Annotated in this window: 12 protein-coding genes, 1 pseudogene and 1 other annotated feature; of the genes and pseudogenes, 2 read left to right on the forward strand and 11 right to left on the reverse strand. The window is 47.0% G+C overall.

Annotated features, from left to right (window positions below; genetic code table 11):
• The 8 genes from ACTNES_RS06960 to nikB form a co-directional block, all read right to left on the reverse strand.
• The coding region (locus ACTNES_RS06960; RefSeq protein WP_441039006.1) for a valine--tRNA ligase at positions 1 to 2277 on the reverse strand (2277 nt) is incomplete at its 3' end.
• Positions 2278 to 2406: 129 nt separating this feature from the next.
• Positions 2407 to 2640: a binding site (T-box leader), on the reverse strand.
• Positions 2641 to 2808: 168 nt separating this feature from the next.
• Positions 2809 to 3885, reverse strand: a complete 1077-nt coding sequence (locus tag ACTNES_RS06965) for a M42 family metallopeptidase (RefSeq protein ID WP_118572133.1) — start codon at positions 3883 to 3885, stop codon at positions 2809 to 2811.
• Between the two features lie 16 nt (positions 3886 to 3901).
• Entirely contained in the window at positions 3902 to 4696 is a 795-nt protein-coding gene (locus ACTNES_RS06970; protein ID WP_441039008.1) for a creatininase family protein, read from the reverse strand.
• A gap of 123 nt (positions 4697 to 4819) precedes the next feature.
• Positions 4820 to 6415 (reverse strand): ABC transporter substrate-binding protein, encoded by a 1596-nt coding sequence (locus ACTNES_RS06975; RefSeq protein WP_118572132.1) that lies wholly within the window; start codon positions 6413 to 6415, stop codon positions 4820 to 4822.
• A gap of 59 nt (positions 6416 to 6474) precedes the next feature.
• Positions 6475 to 7452: an ABC transporter ATP-binding protein gene (locus ACTNES_RS06980; RefSeq protein ID WP_055057293.1), complete on the reverse strand. Its 978-nt coding sequence runs from the start codon at positions 7450 to 7452 to the stop codon at positions 6475 to 6477.
• A gap of 1 nt (position 7453) precedes the next feature.
• Positions 7454 to 8437 (reverse strand): ABC transporter ATP-binding protein, encoded by a 984-nt coding sequence (locus ACTNES_RS06985; protein WP_055057292.1) that lies wholly within the window; start codon positions 8435 to 8437, stop codon positions 7454 to 7456.
• 20 nt (positions 8438 to 8457) lie between these two features.
• Entirely contained in the window at positions 8458 to 9357 is a 900-nt protein-coding gene (locus ACTNES_RS06990) for an ABC transporter permease (RefSeq protein ID WP_055057291.1), read from the reverse strand.
• 14 nt (positions 9358 to 9371) lie between these two features.
• Positions 9372 to 10319 (reverse strand): nickel ABC transporter permease, encoded by a 948-nt coding sequence (gene nikB / locus ACTNES_RS06995; RefSeq protein ID WP_055057290.1) that lies wholly within the window; start codon positions 10317 to 10319, stop codon positions 9372 to 9374.
• 283 nt (positions 10320 to 10602) lie between these two features.
• Between nikB and ACTNES_RS07000 the strand changes: the two genes are divergently transcribed.
• Positions 10603 to 11670 (forward strand): hypothetical protein, encoded by a 1068-nt coding sequence (locus ACTNES_RS07000; RefSeq protein WP_055057289.1) that lies wholly within the window; start codon positions 10603 to 10605, stop codon positions 11668 to 11670.
• Positions 11671 to 11747: 77 nt separating this feature from the next.
• Here the strand turns inward: ACTNES_RS07000 and ACTNES_RS07005 are convergent, their stop codons facing one another.
• Positions 11748 to 12464, reverse strand: a complete 717-nt coding sequence (locus ACTNES_RS07005; RefSeq protein ID WP_055057288.1) for a GntR family transcriptional regulator — start codon at positions 12462 to 12464, stop codon at positions 11748 to 11750.
• A gap of 112 nt (positions 12465 to 12576) precedes the next feature.
• On the opposite strand from ACTNES_RS07005, the gene ACTNES_RS07010 reads away from it, so the two are divergent.
• Positions 12577 to 12927: a fibronectin type III domain-containing protein gene (locus ACTNES_RS07010; RefSeq protein ID WP_055057287.1), complete on the forward strand. Its 351-nt coding sequence runs from the start codon at positions 12577 to 12579 to the stop codon at positions 12925 to 12927.
• Between the two features lie 272 nt (positions 12928 to 13199).
• On the opposite strand, the pseudogene ACTNES_RS07015 reads toward ACTNES_RS07010, so the two are convergent.
• Both ACTNES_RS07015 and ACTNES_RS07020 read right to left on the reverse strand, forming a co-directional pair.
• Positions 13200 to 13949: pseudogene (locus ACTNES_RS07015) on the reverse strand (glucose PTS transporter subunit EIIB); the annotation flags it as partial.
• A gap of 3 nt (positions 13950 to 13952) precedes the next feature.
• On the reverse strand, positions 13953 to 17729 hold the full coding sequence (locus ACTNES_RS07020; RefSeq protein ID WP_441039013.1) for an FtsX-like permease family protein: 3777 nt from the start codon (positions 17727 to 17729) through the stop codon (positions 13953 to 13955).
• Between the last annotated feature and the right edge of the window lie 6 nt (positions 17730 to 17735).

Below are 17735 nucleotides of genomic sequence, written 5' to 3' on the forward strand. Positions count from 1 at the left end.
AATATGCAGGCTTGTCTTGCGGTTATTCGGAACATTCATCTCTGTTCTGGTATTACGGATACCTCTTACAACCTCTTTGAAGCCCTCGATTGCTTTCTCAGCATCCGGGAAGTTTCTCTCTTCTCTGTATACAGGCCATTCGGAGATCATAATAGACTCTTCTTCAGGAAGAAGTGTGCAGTAGATTTCCTCTGTGATAAACGGCATATACGGATGAAGAAGCTTCAGACCTTCTGTCAGAGCTGTTCTTAATGTCCAGAGTGCATCATTTGCAGCCTTCGGATCTTCCTCTGCCTTCCACAGACGAACCTTAGCCATCTCAATATACCAGTCGCAGAGTTCATCCCACAGGAAGTCATAAACCTTCTGTACTGCAATACCAAGTTCATATTTTTCCATGTTCTCTGTAGCTTCGCGGATCACTGTATTTAAGTGAGACAGAATCCATTTATCCTCTGCACAGAGATCATTTAAGTTCTCCGGCTCTGTCACTGTCTTGCCTTCCAGGTTCATCATGATGAAACGGGAAGCATTCCAGATCTTGTTTGCGAAGTTACGGCTTGCTTCTACCTTTTCCCAGTAGAAACGCATATCATTTCCAGGTGCATTACCTGTCATCAGAGTAAGACGAAGAGCATCTGCGCCGTATTTATCAATAACTTCCAGAGGATCGATACCGTTTCCAAGAGACTTACTCATCTTACGTCCCTGGGAGTCGCGTACCAGACCATGGATCAGTACATGATGGAACGGAACCTGATCAGTCTGCTCCAGAGCAGAGAATACCATACGGATAACCCAGAAGTAGATAATGTCATATCCTGTAACAAGTACATCTGTCGGATAGAAATATTCCAGTTCCGGTGTTTTCTCCGGCCAGCCAAGTGTGGAGAATGGCCATAATGCAGAACTGAACCAGGTATCCAGTGTATCCTCATCCTGATGAAGATGTGTACATCCGCATTTCGGGCATTTCTCAGGCATTTCTCTTGCAACTACTACTTCACCGCACTCATCACAGTAATAAGCCGGAATTCTGTGTCCCCACCATAACTGTCTGGAAATACACCAGTCGCGGATATTCTCAAGCCAGTGAAGATACGTCTTGTCAAAACGGGACGGAACGAATTTCAGATCTCCGTCATCCAGAGCTTTGATTGCAGCCTTTGCCATCTCGTCCATCTTTACAAACCACTGTGGCTTGATCATAGGCTCTACCGTTGTGCCGCAGCGGTCATGAGTTCCAACGCTGTGGTTGTGAGGAACTACTTTTACCAGAAGTCCAAGTTCTTCCAGATCTGCTACCATTGCCTTACGTGCTTCGTAACGGTCCATACCAGCGTATTTTCCGCCAAGCTCGTTGATGGTCGCATCGTCATTCATAATGTTGATCTCTTCCAGATTGTGACGGCGTCCAACCTCAAAGTCGTTAGGGTCATGAGCAGGTGTGATCTTTACACATCCTGTTCCGAATTCTTTGTCTACATATTCATCAGCGATCACCGGAATCTCTCTGTCTGTGAGAGGAAGCTTCAGCATCTTGCCGATGAGATCCCTGTAGCGCTCATCTTCCGGATTTACGGCAACAGCAGTATCACCCAACAGGGTTTCCGGACGTGTAGTTGCGATCTCTACGAAACGTCCCTCTTCCCCTACGATCGGGTAATTGATGTGCCAGAAGAATCCATCCTGATCCTCATGCTCAACCTCTGCATCAGAGATGGAAGTCTGGCATACAGGACACCAGTTGATAATTCTGGAACCTTTGTAGATATAGCCTTTTTCATATAATTTGATAAATACTTCCTGTACTGCCTTGGAACATCCCTCATCCATTGTGAAGCGTTCTCTCTCCCAGTCTGCAGAAGCACCCAGTTTCTTCAACTGATTGATGATCTTTCCGCCGTACTCCTCCTTCCATGCCCATGCATGTTTTAAGAATTCCTCACGGCCGATATCGTGTTTGTCGATACCTTCTTTTTTCAGCTTGTCGATAACCTTAACCTCTGTAGCAATTGCTGCATGGTCAGTTCCCGGCTGCCATAATGCTTCATAGCCTTGCATTCTCTTGAAACGGATCAGGATATCCTGCATAGTTTCATCCAGCGCATGTCCCATGTGAAGCTGACCGGTTACGTTTGGCGGCGGCATAACAATAGTAAACGGTTTCTTGTCCGGGTTTACTTTTGCATGGAAATATCCATTGTCCATCCATTTTGTGTAAAGACGCTCTTCGATTCCCTTAGGATCGTAAGTTTTTGCAAGTTCTTTGCTCATAATGTCCTCCTGATATTCTATATCTGTAATAAAAGTATCTGCGGATCACTCCGCCGTAAAGCAGCCCACAGCTCTATCATTATAAAAAAGCCTGTTCGATTAAAAAAGCCCTTTACACGCATTATACGTGCAAAGGGCGACATAGATCGCGGTACCACCTTAGTTTGTCTCTCATTCCCTTAACGCGGGATACGTGAAAACCTACCATGGGCGCATATGAATCTCAACACCATCATACCACTCACTTCAGCCTCCCGGCTCCAAAGCTACCTTCAGCGCTTCTGTTCCCGGGAAACCTTCCAGCTTATAAGCTTCCCTCTCTGTGGGGCATTACCGCCTACTCCTCTTTTTCACAGCCTTTTTCTGGATTCTACTATAATGAAAAAAGGCTCTTTTGTCAAGAATGTTTGCGGGGATTTCACAAATATTATCTGTACCAATTCCACGGAAGTACATGATTGACAAAGTTTCCTGCGCCCATTTCAGTCCTTGCTTTGCTACTTTTCCTCTCACACAATCTGATTACTTCACTTAGAAGCTTCCAATCACATCGGCATTTAATCTCTTAATAATTTCCACAGCCAGCTTCACACCGTTTTCGTAATCTGCGTAGGCAGAAATTCCGTAGTGGGTGTGTGCATAACGAACCGGAACACCGATAACGATGGTGGGAACGCCCTTGCCTGACAGGTGAATGTTGGCGCCGTTGGTGCTTCCGCCGGAGCGAACCGCATCCTGTACCGGAATGCCAAGTTCCCCGGCAAGCGCCAGTGCATAGCGCTGATACCGCGGATTGGTGATCATGCGGGCATCCACGTGGCGAAGCATCGGTCCTTTTTTGATGGCCGTCTGAACCATGTAGGCTTCCACACAGGTATCGTCTGCAGGACAGCCCTCAAACACAATGGCGATGTCCGGATTCACGGTACGACAGGTTACTTGAGAACCGCGGGTGCCGACCTCTTCCTGAGAACAGCATGCACCGACCACATCCACAGCCAGCTCTTCTCCCTGCAGCTCACGCAGAGTGCTGACAATGGAGGCGCAGCCGAGACGGCAGTCGAAGCTTTTTCCCACCATCAAATCATGCTTTTCATCGTAGGTAAAGGTTACATCCGGCACAACCGGCTCGCCGATACGGATATGGAACTCATTTTCCGCTTCTTCCTTAGACACTGCGCCCACATCTACCGTAATGTTTTCGAATACCAGCGGAGCCTTGCGCTCTGCCTCCGTCATATAGTGAGGAGGCTTGCTGGCAACGATGCCGGGAATGTACTCGCCCAGCGCATTTCTTACCCATACCTTATGGGCAGGTACATTGCTGGTCACCCAGCCGCCCAGGGGGATAATGCGGAGGTTTCCGTCAGGACGGATTGCCTGTACCATGAAAGCAACCTCATCACTGTGTCCGTCCAGCTGTACCACCGGACGGTTTCCTTTGTTTTCTTTGCGGTAAATATAAAAATTGCGAAGACTGTCTTCTCTGAGTTCTCCCAGTCCTTCTGCATGTCTGCGGATCTGCGCCACCACATCATCCTCAAATCCCGGTGCGCCGTTGGCATTGGAAATATCCGCAATCAATTCCAGATTCTGTCTCTTATCCATTTTCATCGAGCCTCTCTTATTTTCCTAATACGTTATTATGAATTACCTTTTCTAAATCTACTTTCTTGAATTCTTCTGCAAAATCCACAATATAATCCGCACAGGTCTGCAGCATTTCCTGTCCCCATTCAACGGTTGCTTTCTTCGGATGGTCTGGTCCGATCCAGCCATTGTCGGTTACGTTTGGTGTGCTGCGAAGCACTTCCACTTCAACACCTTTGAATTTCACGGTACGGAAGCCCGTAGCCACCAGATTTTCATTTAAGTCCTTTAATTTCAGAGGCTCCTCTGTGAGCTCGCTGTAATCAATCAGGTCAGGATTCACGCCCATGATGCCGGCTGTCTCTTCTGCGCCGCCATGGCCGCCCTTCCATTCCGGTTTCATATCCCAGGCCATCAGCCACCAGTTCAGCATAACCACCAATGCGCCCTTTTTCTCAAAATCCAGGCCCACACGCTCGATGGTCTTAATGTTTCCGCCGTGGCCGTTTAATACCAGGATTTTGCGTGCGCCATGGCTGTAAAGATTCTCAACAACCTTGTACAGCAGGTTATATAACAGCTCGGTTCCCAGGTTAATGGTTCCCGGATATGGCTCCAGGCACTCGCAGGCGCCGTATGGAATTGTCGGAGCAATCAGAACGTCACTTTTCTCTTCAATTAATTCAAGAAGACGGTCCGGAATCAGGGTATCGGTTCCCAGCGGCATATGTCTTCCGTGGCATTCAATACTTCCGATGGATACGATCACCATATCGTTTTCTTCAAAATATTTCTGTGCTCTTGGCCATGTAATATTCGCTAATCTCATGTCTTTGTTCTCCTTTGTCTTTGCTTTTTTATTTCATAACCGTTTGGCACTCTGCCAAGCAATTATTACTTTTTAAATGAGGATGTCCTAAAATAAGACACCCCCGCTCATTTCTTAATTCAATTATTCGGCAACTTTAACCTGATCCAGCTTGTGGTATCCGATTGGGTCGACCACGAAGTTCTCTACCTTGTTGCTTGCGCCTACTAAGATACTGTTGTAGTAAAGAGGAGCGTTGTTGTTAATTTCTTTTAATTTCACTGCCAGATCTGCGTAGATCTTTTCTCTGGCTGCAGGATCTGTATTGGAACGTCCTTCCTCAACTAATTTGTCAACATCCGGATCTGCAATGAAGGAACGGTTTCCTGCAGGTCCCTGCTGAGAGGAGTGCTCCAGAGAGTAATAGGTATAGTCAGCATCGATGGTAGATGTTGACCATCCCATGAATGCCGTGTCAAAGTCTCCGGCAGCTGTCTTATCGATGAAGCTTCCGAATTCCATAACCTCTACTTCACAGTTAATTCCAACCTCTGCAAGCATAGCCTGGATTGCCTGACATGCCTCTGTACGTTCCTGGTTGTCGTTTACACAGATGCTTGTGTCAAATCCGTCTGCATAGCCGGCCTCTGCAAGAAGCTCTTTTGCTTTTTCAGGATCATATTCGTATGCTCCCGGGCTGCTGTAGCCGAATACTGCCGGTGCGATGATAGCATCTGCCACCTGACCTGCACCGTTGATGATGGTATCTACCAGTAACTGACGATCGATTGCCAGGTTGATTGCTTCACGAACACGGATATCATCAAAAGGTTTCTGTTTCATGTTCATGGTAACATAATAGCAGGACAGTGACGGAGCTTCCAGAAGCTGTAAGTCTGCATTGTCTGCAACTTTGTCTTTGTCATTTGCAATGATATCATAAGCCAGGTCGATTTCGCCTGTTTCCAGAGCGATGGTTCTCTGAGCTGCTTCCGGGATAACCTTCATCTGCAGGTACTTTGTTGCCGGAGCGCCTGCATAGTAATCGTCAAATGCTTCCAGCTTCACAGAGTCACCCTGTTTCCACTCAACGAATTTGTATGGGCCGGAACCAACCGGATTGGTCTTGAAGCCTTCTTCGTCAGCTTCCACAACTGCCTTCGGAACGATGGCGGCAAACGGTACTGCCAAGTTTCTAAGAGTCGGTGCGTATGGAGCATCGGTTGTTATGGTTACGGTGTACTCATCATTTACTTCTATCGTATCAATAAAGTCGACTACGTAAGAAACTGCGGCAGAGTTGATGGCTCTTTCCAGAGAGAATTTAACGTCCTCTGCTGTCAGGTCAGAACCGTCATGGAACTTGATTCCCTGTCTGATCTTGAATACGTAGGTCTTATCATCGGTCTGCTCCCAAGATTCTGCAATCTGCGGCTCAACCTCATTGGTCTCAGGGTTAACGATGGTCAGAGTATCAAAAATATTGTTTGTTACCTGAACTGCCGGTGTTTCTTTTCCCTGATGCGGGTCCATGGAGGTTACGTCAGCGCCCTGTCCCCAGACAATCGTGTCTTTGTAGCCGCCTGCGCTCTCCTGTGTGCTTTCTTCCGTTGTTGCCACAGCGTCTTCCTTTGGTTCTGCAGCGCCATCATCCTTTTTTCCGCCGCCGCATGCTGTCATAGAAACTGCCATAGTAGCAGCCAGTAACAGCGTCAGTGCTTTTCTCACATGATTTTTCATAGCTCTCTCCTTTTCAGTCCTTTATTTACATAAAAGCCATTTTTCTGACTTTCGTGTACTTATTTATCAAACTCCCCGATTCGCATACAGGATACGAAATGTCCTGGCTCCACCTCTGTCAGATGGATATCAGGACTGCCGCACACCTCCGTCGCATAAGGACAGCGCTTTGCAAAACGGCATCCCGGCTCCGGGTCAATAGGGGAAGTAATCTCACCCTTCATCATAATTCGTTCCATCGGATAATCCGGGTCCGGAATGGGAATCGCTGACAAAAGTGCTTTTGTATAGGGATGTACCGGATTCTTAAAGAGCACCTCTGTGGGCGCCATCTCCACCATCTGTCCCAGGTACATAACCATAATCTGGTTAGAAAAATGCTTTACAACCGATAGGTCATGGGTAATGAACATATAGGTCAGATCCAACTCATCCTGCAAATCCTGCATCAGGTTCAGAATCTGTGCCTGAATGGACACGTCCAGAGCGGAAACCGGCTCATCACATACGATGAATTTGGGCTTCAATGCCAGTGCACGGGCAATTCCGATACGCTGTCTTCTTCCGCCGTCCAGCTCATGGGGGTAGGAGTTGGTCAGACGCTCTGCCAGACCCACCAGATTCATCAGCTCATGAACTCTTTTCCGAAGTCCTTCCTTATCCTTCTTGGCGTAAATCTTCTGAATCAGCAGGGGCTCCATAATCGCCTCGCTGACAGTCATTCTCGGGTTCAGGGATGCGAAGGGGTCCTGAAAGATAATCTGCATTTCCCTTCTTAATTCCTTCATCTTATTCTTATCATAGGAAAGAATGTCATTTCCTTCAAAATATACTTTACCGGAGGTCGGCTCATGCAGTCTTAATATGGCTCTTCCCATGGTGGATTTTCCGCAGCCGGACTCTCCAACCACGCCTAATGTCTCTCCCGCGCGGATACTGAAGGATACATCGTCCACCGCGTGAAGGACACCTCCGGGAGTATTAAAATATTTCTTCAGGTGTTCCACCTTCAGCAGTTCTTTGTTCTGATTTTCCATATCAATGCTCCTTTACTTCCGTGGCTTCCGGCAAAATGCAGCGTACCATGTGCTCTCCGCCCACAGACTTCATCTCAGGCACCTTCTCCATACAGGCAGCGGTTGCATATTTACAGCGGTCTGCAAACTTACAGCCCTTGGCCAGATTGGTCGGGTCCGGCATCAGTCCATCGATGGCCTGGAGACGCTCTACCTGCTCTACCAGGTTCGGGATGGATGCCATCAGTCCCTTGGTGTAGGGATGGCGGATATCCTTGTAAACCTCGCGGAGTGTACCGTATTCCACGATTTCCCCGGCATACATAATCGCCACATAATCACAGGTCTGTGCCACAACACCCAGGTCATGGGTAATCAGCAACATAGAGGTATTATCTCTCTTTTTCAGATTCTGAATCAGATCCAGTACCTGTGCCTGAATGGTAACATCCAGCGCTGTGGTCGGCTCATCGGCAATCAGAAGCTTCGGCTGGCATGCAAGAGCAATGGCGATGATTACACGCTGCTTCATACCGCCGGAAAACTGATGGGGATATTCTCTGCCGCGGGCTGCGGGGATACCGACCAGCTCCAGCATCTCATCCGCTTTTTTGACAGCCTCTTCCTTGGAAAGCTTATTATGCTGCAAAATAACCTCCATAATCTGGTCTCGAACGGTCATAACCGGATTCAGGGATGTCATTGGATCCTGGAAAATCATGGAAATCTGTTTTCCTCTGACCTCGCGCATCTCCTGAACACTTTTTTTCAGCAGATCCTCTCCGTCATAGAAAACCTCTCCGCCCTTGATTTTTCCCGGAGGATTGGGCACCAGCTGCATAATACCCTTTGCAAGGGTGGTCTTGCCTGCGCCGGTCTCTCCCACCAGTCCCAGTGTCTTGCCTGTATGAATCTGCAGGCTGACACCGTTTAATGCCTGTACCAGACCGTCATCGGTCTCATAATGAATGACCAGGTCTTTTACATCTAATAAAATATCTGACATGTCTTCTTCCACCTTTCCGATTAATTCTTCAGTCTCGGGTCTAATGCATCACGCAGACCGTCACCCATGACATTCAGTGCAAGGATGGTCAGCATAATTGCAAGTCCCGGAATAACGGTGATGTGCCAGGAGCTTCGGATATAGCTTCTTGCTCCGGAAAGCATCGCGCCCCACTCCGGTGTCGGCGGCTGAATACCAAGTCCCAGGAATGACAGACCGGCGATGGAAAGAATCGCACCTGCCACGCCAAGGGTTACCTGTACTATAATCGGCGCCATGGAGTTCGGAAGGATGTATTTGAAAATAATACGGAAATCACTGGCACCCACAGCCTTTGCCGCTTCAATATATTCCTGTCCCTTAACGGTGAGAATCGGCGCGCGGACGGTTCTGGCAAAAGTCGGCACATAGGAAATACCGATGGCCAGCAGCACGTTCACCAGACTGGTTCCGAAAGCCGCTACGATGGCGATAGCCAGCAGCATGGAAGGAATTGCCAGAAAAACGTCCATGATACGCATGATAACGTTATCTAATTTGCCGCCGTAATAGCCGGCAATGGCTCCGAGCAGACCTCCGACGATACAGGAGAGTGCAATGGATAGAGCTCCCATAAACAAAGAGGAGCGAATCGCCCAGAGAATACGCATCAGCATATCTCTTCCGAACTCATCCTGTCCGAAAATATGCGCCGCACTCGGCGGTGCAAGACGCTCTCTTAGGTTCTGCTTAATAACATAAGTCTCATAAATAGACGGATTCACCGCATCAATGATAATGGTGGCAATGGCAATGACAACCAGTGCCATCAGGAAAATCATTCCCGCAACCGCCAGCTTGTTTTTCTTAAAACGTCTCCAGGTCTCCTGCCATAAAGTACGCTGTTGGGAGGATGGCTGGACTTTTTTTGCTTTACTCATCTGGATACTCCTCCTTATTTCTTCTTATACAGTGATTTGATTCTCGGGTCTACGAAGGCGTATATGATATCTATCGTCAGGTTGACGATGGAGAACATGACCGCCATGAAAACAACCGAGCCGAGAACCATCGGAATATCCTTTGACTTAATGGAATCGACCATCAGTCGTCCCAGTCCTGGCCAGGAGAATACGGTCTCCGTCAGCATGGCGCCGCCAAGCAGTGTACCAAACTGCAGACCGACTGCCGTAACGATGGGAATCAGAGCGTTTTTGAGCATATGACGGAAGGTGATGGTACGCTCGGATACACCTTTTGCTTTCGCCGTATCTATGTAATCCTGATGAATAACCTCCAGCATGGACGAACGGGTCATACGGGTAATGGTTGCCGCACAGCCGGTTCCAAGGGTCAGTGCCGGAAGCACCAGGCTCTTAAGCAGCTCGACTCCACCCTCTCCCATACCCTGAGAAGGCAGCCAGCCAAGATTCAGAGCAAAGACAATAACCACCAGAAGACCAAACCAGAAGTTCGGCATGGAAACACCGATCAGCGAGAGCACCATCGACACATTATCCACAACGGAATACTGCTTCTTCGCCGAAATGATGCCTGCGGGGATACCGATTATCAGGGCCACCAGAATACCGGCCACCGCCAGTACTGCCGTATTTGGGAAACGCTCCATAACCTGATCCCATACACTTAAGTCATTCTTATAGGATGTTCCCAGGTCTCCCTGTACCATGTTGACAACGTATCTGCCGTAACGGACAACCAGCGGATCATTGAGTCCCAGCTCTTCTCTCTTCATCTCCAGGGCTTCCGCAGATGCCTGATCTCCGAGAATCATTGCAGCCGGATCACCCGGTGACAAATTCAGGATGAAAAATACGATGAATGTAACACCCAGAAGCACTGGGATCATCATCAATAGTCTCTTCAAGATATATTTGTACATCTTTTGTTCCTCCTCTTGTAAATTCTTGTGAAAATATTCCAATGGCAAAACACATATGTCCTGCCCTGGAATACATTTTCCTAAAAAAAAAACGGCACATTCACCCTATCTGTGCCATTGCTTTACCTTATTATAGTAACATATCCGAATTTTGTCAATCTTTTTATGTAATTATTTTCATTTTAATTACATTGTCAACAATCTCGTTTACACTTTGGCATATTTGTGCTATAATGTGATTACTAGAAATACACATTTTGAACAAATTGCACAGGAGGCATTTATGAGAGAAATTGGCGGATATTTTCCTTACATTGAAGAACCAGACAACAAAAATCACTATCTTGATGGGCTCTGTCCGCCGGAAGGCGATCTGCGTTTTCTGATGTCCGGACGCTGTGCCAACTATCTGGCACTGGAGGATTTCAAAAAACAACAGCCCCATCCGGTAGCGTATGTCCCCCTTTATACCTGCGAAACTGTCATTGACCCCTTCGTCAAGGCAGGCTATGAGCTTATTTTCTATGATTTCACCAAAGATATGATACCGGTTTTCGATGAATCGGTGCTGGATAAGATTCATCTGATATCCATCTGCGGTTATTACGGCTTTTCCGGCTATGACCGGGAATTTCTGAAGAAATGTGAGGAGCGCGGTATCTGTATCATCGAGGACACCACCCACTCTATTTTCTCCGCGGACGGCATTTACGAGGGATGCACCTACGTTGTGGGAAGCATGCGCAAGTGGCTGGGCGTTTCCTGCGGCGGCTTTGCCATCAAGAAAACCGGCAGCTTCACTCCGTTGATTCTTCCTCCCCACGAGGTCCATCTGAACATGCGCCGTCAGGGCCTGGCGGTAAAGACCGATGCCTTCCGTCATCCGGACACCGTGGCTGCCTCCGTATCCGAGGACGCCTCCAGACTTCTCTGGGATGCCGAGCTGCTTCTGCGTAAGGTTTACGATATCCACGGCTCCGATTCCGAATCAGTGGACATTATCGAATATTATGATTTTGACGCTCTCAAAAGGCAGCGCCGGGAGAACTATCGCTATATGCTGGAGCACTGTCCGAAATCCGATGCCTACACCATTGTATTCCCTTACCTGGACGATGCCACCGTACCAAGCCACTTCACCCTCTACGCCGCAGACCGCGGAAAATTTAAGGAGTACCTGAGCCAAAACGGCATCCACGCCACCTCCTACTGGCCGGTGGGTCCCTATATCAATCTGGAAGGACATACGGACTGTGCCTATATTTATGACCATGTGATCTCCATCCCCTGCGACCAGAGATATACCGCCGAGGACATGGCATATATCTGCCGGGTGCTTAAGGACTTTTAACACCGCAGGATATTGATCTTCCGCATTTAACTTAAAAAGGACACCGCCGCTTTTTTTAAGTGACCGTGTCCTTTTTTTTAAAGTGTCTTCTTCAGAAGTCTCCTTCTCGATTCGATTTTATATATCCGCTCTCCGGTCTGTACATAGTGATTTCTCAGGCACAGCACTGCGCTCTCCAAATCAATGCCGCTGAGCTTCTCCAGCAGAAGCTTATGAGCCTCATAATTATCCCCGCGCCGGTAATTGCCGAAGATTTCCTCCGCAGTCTCTCCCTCACGCAACTCAAAGGTATCATTGACCTTCAAAAACATGGCGCCGTTTAACGGGCTTAAGCTCTCCCACATCCGTACCAGACGCTTCATATTCCCCGCGCTGACGATTTCTCTGTGAAACAGCTCATCCATCTGCACCATCTGCAGAAGATTCTTATCCTTCTGGGCGCGCTCCATCCCCTCCAGATAGCTTCTCATGGTTAAAAGGCTGGTATCCGGCAGCCTTCCCCCCGCCTGGCGAAGAGCCATGATTTCCAGATTGCCCCGCAGAAAGAATACCTCATAGGCATCCTCCATAGACAGATTCGTCACGCGGCAACCCTTATTGGATTCGTAGGTCACCAGACCTTCAAATTCCAGAATTTTCAATGCCTCCCGCACCGGTCCCCTGCTGACCTCCATACATTTTGCAACATCACTCTCAATAATCCTGCTGTCTGCCTGCAGCTCGCCGTTTATGATTTTTGCCCGCAGCATATCTGCAACCTTCTCCGACAGTATCTTTTTTTCGCCATTTTTCATATATTTATCCCCTGTCCTTGTAATGAGGACTAATGTCTCTCTGTATGATACAACCTTTTTGTTGTTCTGTCAATGTTTAACAATACTTTTTTCCTGTATTTGTGCTTTTTGTATGCTTTCCGGTGGAAAAGACCAAATCGCCTGCACGGTGGCAACTTCTGTAAAGGTAACCGGTCTGAAGGCTACTGCTTTATCCAAAGGCAGAATCCAGTTAAAATGGACCGGTTATCCTACCAACTACAAAAATGGATATTCCAGATATGTGATCGAGTACAAAACCAGTGCCAAGGGTGCCTATAAACGCCTGAAGTTATCCGGAGATTCCAATGGAAGCTATACCCTGAAATCCCTGAAAAAGGGTAAAACCTACTACTTCCGTATCCGCAGTTATGTAAAGGATACCAACAGCTATGTCAAAGCATACAGTTCTTATTCAAAGGTATTGAAAATTAAAGCAAAATAATATAAAATAGCCATACTGGAAATCAGAAACAGTGGAACAGGACGAAAGACAAGCTTCCGATCATTGGAATCGGTGCCGTATGTAATACAGACGGTACCTGGTATTCCCAGAACAATTTACCAGAGAAATTTCAGAAGCTGATGAATAAACATCACATTCTGGAATACAATAATCAATTTGATCAAAAACATAAAATCACAGAGTATTTTTCCATTGAAAAAAGGCCGCAATGAATGCGGTCTTTTTTGTAAAAAGGGATTTTATCTGCTATATTATTTACAGAGCTTTTTAAACTCATCTGCTACGAACTGAACTTTCGTACCGATTACAACCTGAACAGAATTTTTACCAGGTCTGATCACACCGGCAACACCGGCTGATTTGATTTTCTTTTCATCAACAGCTGTATAGTCTTTGATTTCCAGACGAAGTCTTGTAATGCAGTTATCGATAGATGCAACGTTTCCTTTTCCGCCAACACCTTCTAAGATAATTTTTGCAACTTCTGTAAAGTTATCGTTTGCAAGTTTTACAGTTGTTTCGTCCATATCATCATCTTCTCTTCCAGGAGTCTTCAGATCAAATTTAAGGATTGCAAATCTGAATACTACATAGAATACGATAAATGCTGCGATTCCCAGAGGAATGATCAGCCATGTTTTCTGTGCTGCAGGCAGAGATGCGGAGAACAGAAGGTCTGTTGCACCTGCAGAGAATGAGAATCCTGCGCGGAATCCTAATAATACTGCAACAACTGTAAAGACACTATATAATAATGCATAAATAACATAAAGTCCAGGAGCCAGGAACATGAAGCCAAATTCGAACGGCTCTGTAACACCGCAGATAAATGCACAAAGTGCTGCGGAAGCTACCAGACCAATAGCAACTTTTTTCTTATTGTCCTTTGCACACTGGATCATTGCCAGAGCTGCACCAGGAATACCAAACATCATACATGGGAAGAAACCGGACATGTACATTCCAAGGCTCCAGTTTACATCTGCAGATGTTTCACCTGCCGTTTATTCCACACTTTTCAGGGATTCTACCATGTCAATCTTCTTTAATTTCTGATGCATAAACAGATTTACGATCATGGAGAATCCAATTGTCAGCAGTCCGCAGTACAGGAAACTGACAGGATTAATATTTCTTCCAAACATAACCGCATCCACTTCCACAGTACGGATAATATACCTGTGCAAAAAGATTCCGAATACAGCACCTGCCAGCACTCCTATGAAAGTAAGGATAACATTCTCCCTGTATACATAAGCAGAAACCTCAGTATCATAGAATCCCAGTACCTTCAGAGTTGCCAGTTCTCTCTGGCGCTCCGTAATGTTGACATTGTTCAGATTGTACAGAACCACAAAAGCAAGCATTCCCGCAGAAATGATCAGCACTATGATCACCGTATCCAATGCCCCCAGCATTCTGTGAAGCTGAGCCTCCAGACTGCTGGTATAGCTGATGCTTAACGCAGCCGGATACTTCAAGATCTCATTTCCCACCTCAGATTCTGATTCTTTGTACTCCTCTTTTACCGTGAATACAGTTGCAGAATAGTTCGGCTTCTCCCCGAAGGTCTGTTCATAGACATTTCCTGTCATATAAATATAATGTCCCATGTAATTCTCTGTCACTGCTGCGATCTTTGTCTCATAATTTTTTCCATCCTTTGTGATGGTCATGGTATCCCCGACTTTCAGTCCTGTCAGAGTTGCCGTCTTCTCACTGATCACTGTACCTGCATCCGTCAGCTTATATTTCTCTTTTGTCTTTCTGTCCTGAAGAGTTACATCCTTATTAAAGGTCTCAAGATTCTCAGGCACATACACATATACGCTGATATTGGATTTATTTCTGGGAACACTCATTTTGGTAAACTGGACATGGGTATATCTCTCGATCTGGCTGTTATTTTTCAGAAACTCATCCAGCTCCTGTCTCTCCTTATCTGTGGCATCCTCATCATCAATGATCGTTCCGGTGTAATGCTGAAGCTCCTGATACTGCCGTCTGGCAATATCCATAATGGAATCCCTGAGTCCAAAGCCTACCAGCATCAGCGCCATACTTCCCGAAATACCGAAAATCGTCATAAAGAAACGTTTTTTATATCGGAAAAGGTTTCTCAGAGTAGATTTCCATGTAAAATTCAGATGCTTCCAGAAAAGCGGGATCCGTTCCAACAGGATTCTCTTACCCTCTTTGGGAGCAGGCGGACGCATCAATGATGCCGGGGTTTCCGCCAGTGCCCTGTAGCAGGAGAAAATGGTGGCTCCGACGGTACACACAGTTGCCGCACCTGCCGCTATCATTGCAAATTTAAATTCATAACGGATCTGGATATTGTTCATCATTCCCTTGTACATAATGCCATACCCGTTAATAATAACCAAAGGCAGGATCTTCTCTCCGATCAGAATTCCCAGAATACTGCCTCCCACTGTGGCAAGAAAGGCATACAGCAGATATTTGGAGGCAATCGCATACTTTCCGTATCCCAGCGCCTTCATTGTACCGATCTGGGTTCTCTGTTCCTCCACCATTCGTGTCATGGTAGTCAGACTTACCAGTGCAGCCACCAGGAAAAAGATAACAGGGAAAACCTGTCCGATACTTCTCATTCTGTCTGCATTATCCCCATAATCTGAATATTCCGGAAGATCATTGCGGTCCGTTACCATCCATTCCGGCATACTGATATCATCGATCTCATCCTGAGCATCCTGAATCTTCTTCTCACCATCTGCGATCTCTTTCTCTGCATCCTTCTTGCCGTCTTCGTATTCCTTTTTACCTTCTTCCAGATCCTTCTCTGCTTTCTTGATGTCCTTTCTGGAATCCTTCAGCTTCTGCTCATTCTCTGAGATTTCCTTCTCGCCATCCTTCAGCTTCTGTTCATTGTCGGCAATCTCTTTCTCGCCGGAAGCAAGCTTCCCTTCATTCTCCTGGATCTGCGCTTCTCCTGAAGCAAGCTCTGCCTCTTTCTCCTCTAACTGAGCCTGGCTGGAATTTAATTTTGCTTTTGCAGCATCAATCTGTTCCTGTGCTGACTCAAGCTGGGCTTCTTTTTCCTGAATCTCTTTTCTGGCTGGTTCCAGTTTCTTCTCCTGGGCCTTCACCTCTTTCCAGCCTGCATCAATCTTTGCCTGTGCATCGGGAAGTGCGGCCTCCTGCTGGTTTAATTCCGCTTCCTTTGTATCAAGCTGGGCAAGTCCGCTCTCCACCTGGCTTAAACCACTCTCCAGTTCACTTCTTGCTGCTGCGATCTGGTTTCTGGCTGCTTCCAGCTGGGCTGCCTGACTGTCCACCTGCTCCTGATAAGTGGAAACCTGTGCTGCCAGAGCTGCCAGGTCTTCCTCGGAATATGTGCCTGAAGCTTGTGCCTGCTCATACTGTGCCTGCAATGCTGCAAGCTGACTTCTGGCACTCTCTAACTGGGTCTCTCCTTCGGAAAGCTGTGCCTCCTGCTGCTCAATCTGCGCAAGTCCCTGATTACAGCTTTCCTTTTTGGCATTTAAGTCCTGTCTGGTTGCTGCGATCTGCTCTCTGCCGGACTGGATCTGTGCCTTGCCATTGTCAAGCTCCTGCTGGCTCTGGGTAAGCTGCGCCTTTACATCTGCAATCTGCTTCTCACCGGCACTTAACTGATTTTTTCCATCCTGCAGCTGTGCCTTGCCCTCATCAAGCTTTGCCTGGTTCTCGGAAACCTCTGCCCATCCGGCATTCAACTGTTCCTTTGCAGATGCGATCTGCGCTCTGCCGCTGGCAAGCTGCTCTTTCGCACTGGCAAGCTGGGATCTGCCATCCTCTAATTCCTTCTTTGCGTCTGCAAGCTGGGCTTTTCCGTCCTCCAGCTCCTTTCTGGCATCTGCAAGCTTTTTCTTGCCATCCTTATATTCTTTCTTTCCGTCTTTTAACTTCTTTTCGCCGTCCTCCAGTTCCTGTCTGGCATCCGCAAGCTTCTCATCAGCTTCCTTCTTTCCGTCTTCCAGTTCCTTTCTGGCATCTGCAAGCTTGTCATTAGCTTCCTCTACAATCTCATCATATCTGACCTGACACCGTTCTGCCTCAATCCCCTCCACTTGCTCCTGCGCTCTCTCTATCAGGGAATCATAAGCATCTGTATAACTGATCAGATTCTGTGCCCCATGAGCCTGCACATAGATCTGTGTATAAACCTCCTGATCAAAATCCTCAGGAAGCACATAGGCAAATCCATTAACCTCACCGGAACCCAGAGTGGAATTTCCGCGATTATAGGATATGTAGAGAGGACTTTTGCCTAAACCCACAACTGTGTAATCTGTCTTTTTCAGCAGTTCGCTGTCTCCATCCTGTTTCAGGGTAATCTGATCTCCCACCTGATATCCATTGCTCTCAGCAAAAATGCAATCAAGGAAAATCTCTCCGCTTTTTTCCGGTACTTTTCCCTCTGTCACTGAGATCCGGTTCATGGTTTGATTCACAGCTTCCACATGGAGTACCTTCTGCTTCTCGCCTTCTCCACACATTACATCTGTTCCATAAGCACCTTCTGCATTCTCTACTCCGTCCACTTGCCTGATGGCAGACACATCATCCTCCGTCAGTCCCAGAGTTCCCACTACTTTGATATCCATAAGATTGGTTTCATCATAATAAGCATCGCCTGAGAAGCGCATATCCGGCGACGAAGCCTGTATCCCGGAAAAGAATGCAACTCCCAGGGCAACGATCATAAATATAGAAATAAATCTGGCCTTACTTTTGCGTATCTCCATCCAGAAATCTTTATGCATTGCTTTCATATTCAT

It is taken from the genome of Blautia sp. HCP3S3_D9 (assembly GCF_052063845.1).
Classification (GTDB): domain Bacteria; phylum Bacillota; class Clostridia; order Lachnospirales; family Lachnospiraceae; genus Blautia_A.

Excerpts from the sequence above, each read along its gene's own strand:
- ACTNES_RS06990 (WP_055057291.1), bottom strand. The coding sequence starts at position 9,357 with ATGAGTAAAGCAAAAAAAGTCCAGCCATCCTCCCAACAGCGTACTTTA.
- ACTNES_RS07005 (WP_055057288.1), bottom strand. The coding sequence starts at position 12,464 with ATGAAAAATGGCGAAAAAAAGATACTGTCGGAGAAGGTTGCAGATATG.
- ACTNES_RS06975 (WP_118572132.1), bottom strand. The coding sequence starts at position 6,415 with ATGAAAAATCATGTGAGAAAAGCACTGACGCTGTTACTGGCTGCTACT.
- ACTNES_RS07010 (WP_055057287.1), top strand. The coding sequence starts at position 12,577 with ATGCTTTCCGGTGGAAAAGACCAAATCGCCTGCACGGTGGCAACTTCT.
- ACTNES_RS07020 (WP_441039013.1), bottom strand. The coding sequence starts at position 17,729 with ATGAAAGCAATGCATAAAGATTTCTGGATGGAGATACGCAAAAGTAAG.
- ACTNES_RS06980 (WP_055057293.1), bottom strand. The coding sequence starts at position 7,452 with ATGGAAAATCAGAACAAAGAACTGCTGAAGGTGGAACACCTGAAGAAA.
- ACTNES_RS06970 (WP_441039008.1), bottom strand. The coding sequence starts at position 4,696 with ATGAGATTAGCGAATATTACATGGCCAAGAGCACAGAAATATTTTGAA.
- ACTNES_RS07000 (WP_055057289.1), top strand. The coding sequence starts at position 10,603 with ATGAGAGAAATTGGCGGATATTTTCCTTACATTGAAGAACCAGACAAC.
- ACTNES_RS06985 (WP_055057292.1), bottom strand. The coding sequence starts at position 8,437 with ATGTCAGATATTTTATTAGATGTAAAAGACCTGGTCATTCATTATGAG.
- ACTNES_RS06965 (WP_118572133.1), bottom strand. The coding sequence starts at position 3,885 with ATGGATAAGAGACAGAATCTGGAATTGATTGCGGATATTTCCAATGCC.
- nikB (WP_055057290.1), bottom strand. The coding sequence starts at position 10,319 with ATGTACAAATATATCTTGAAGAGACTATTGATGATGATCCCAGTGCTT.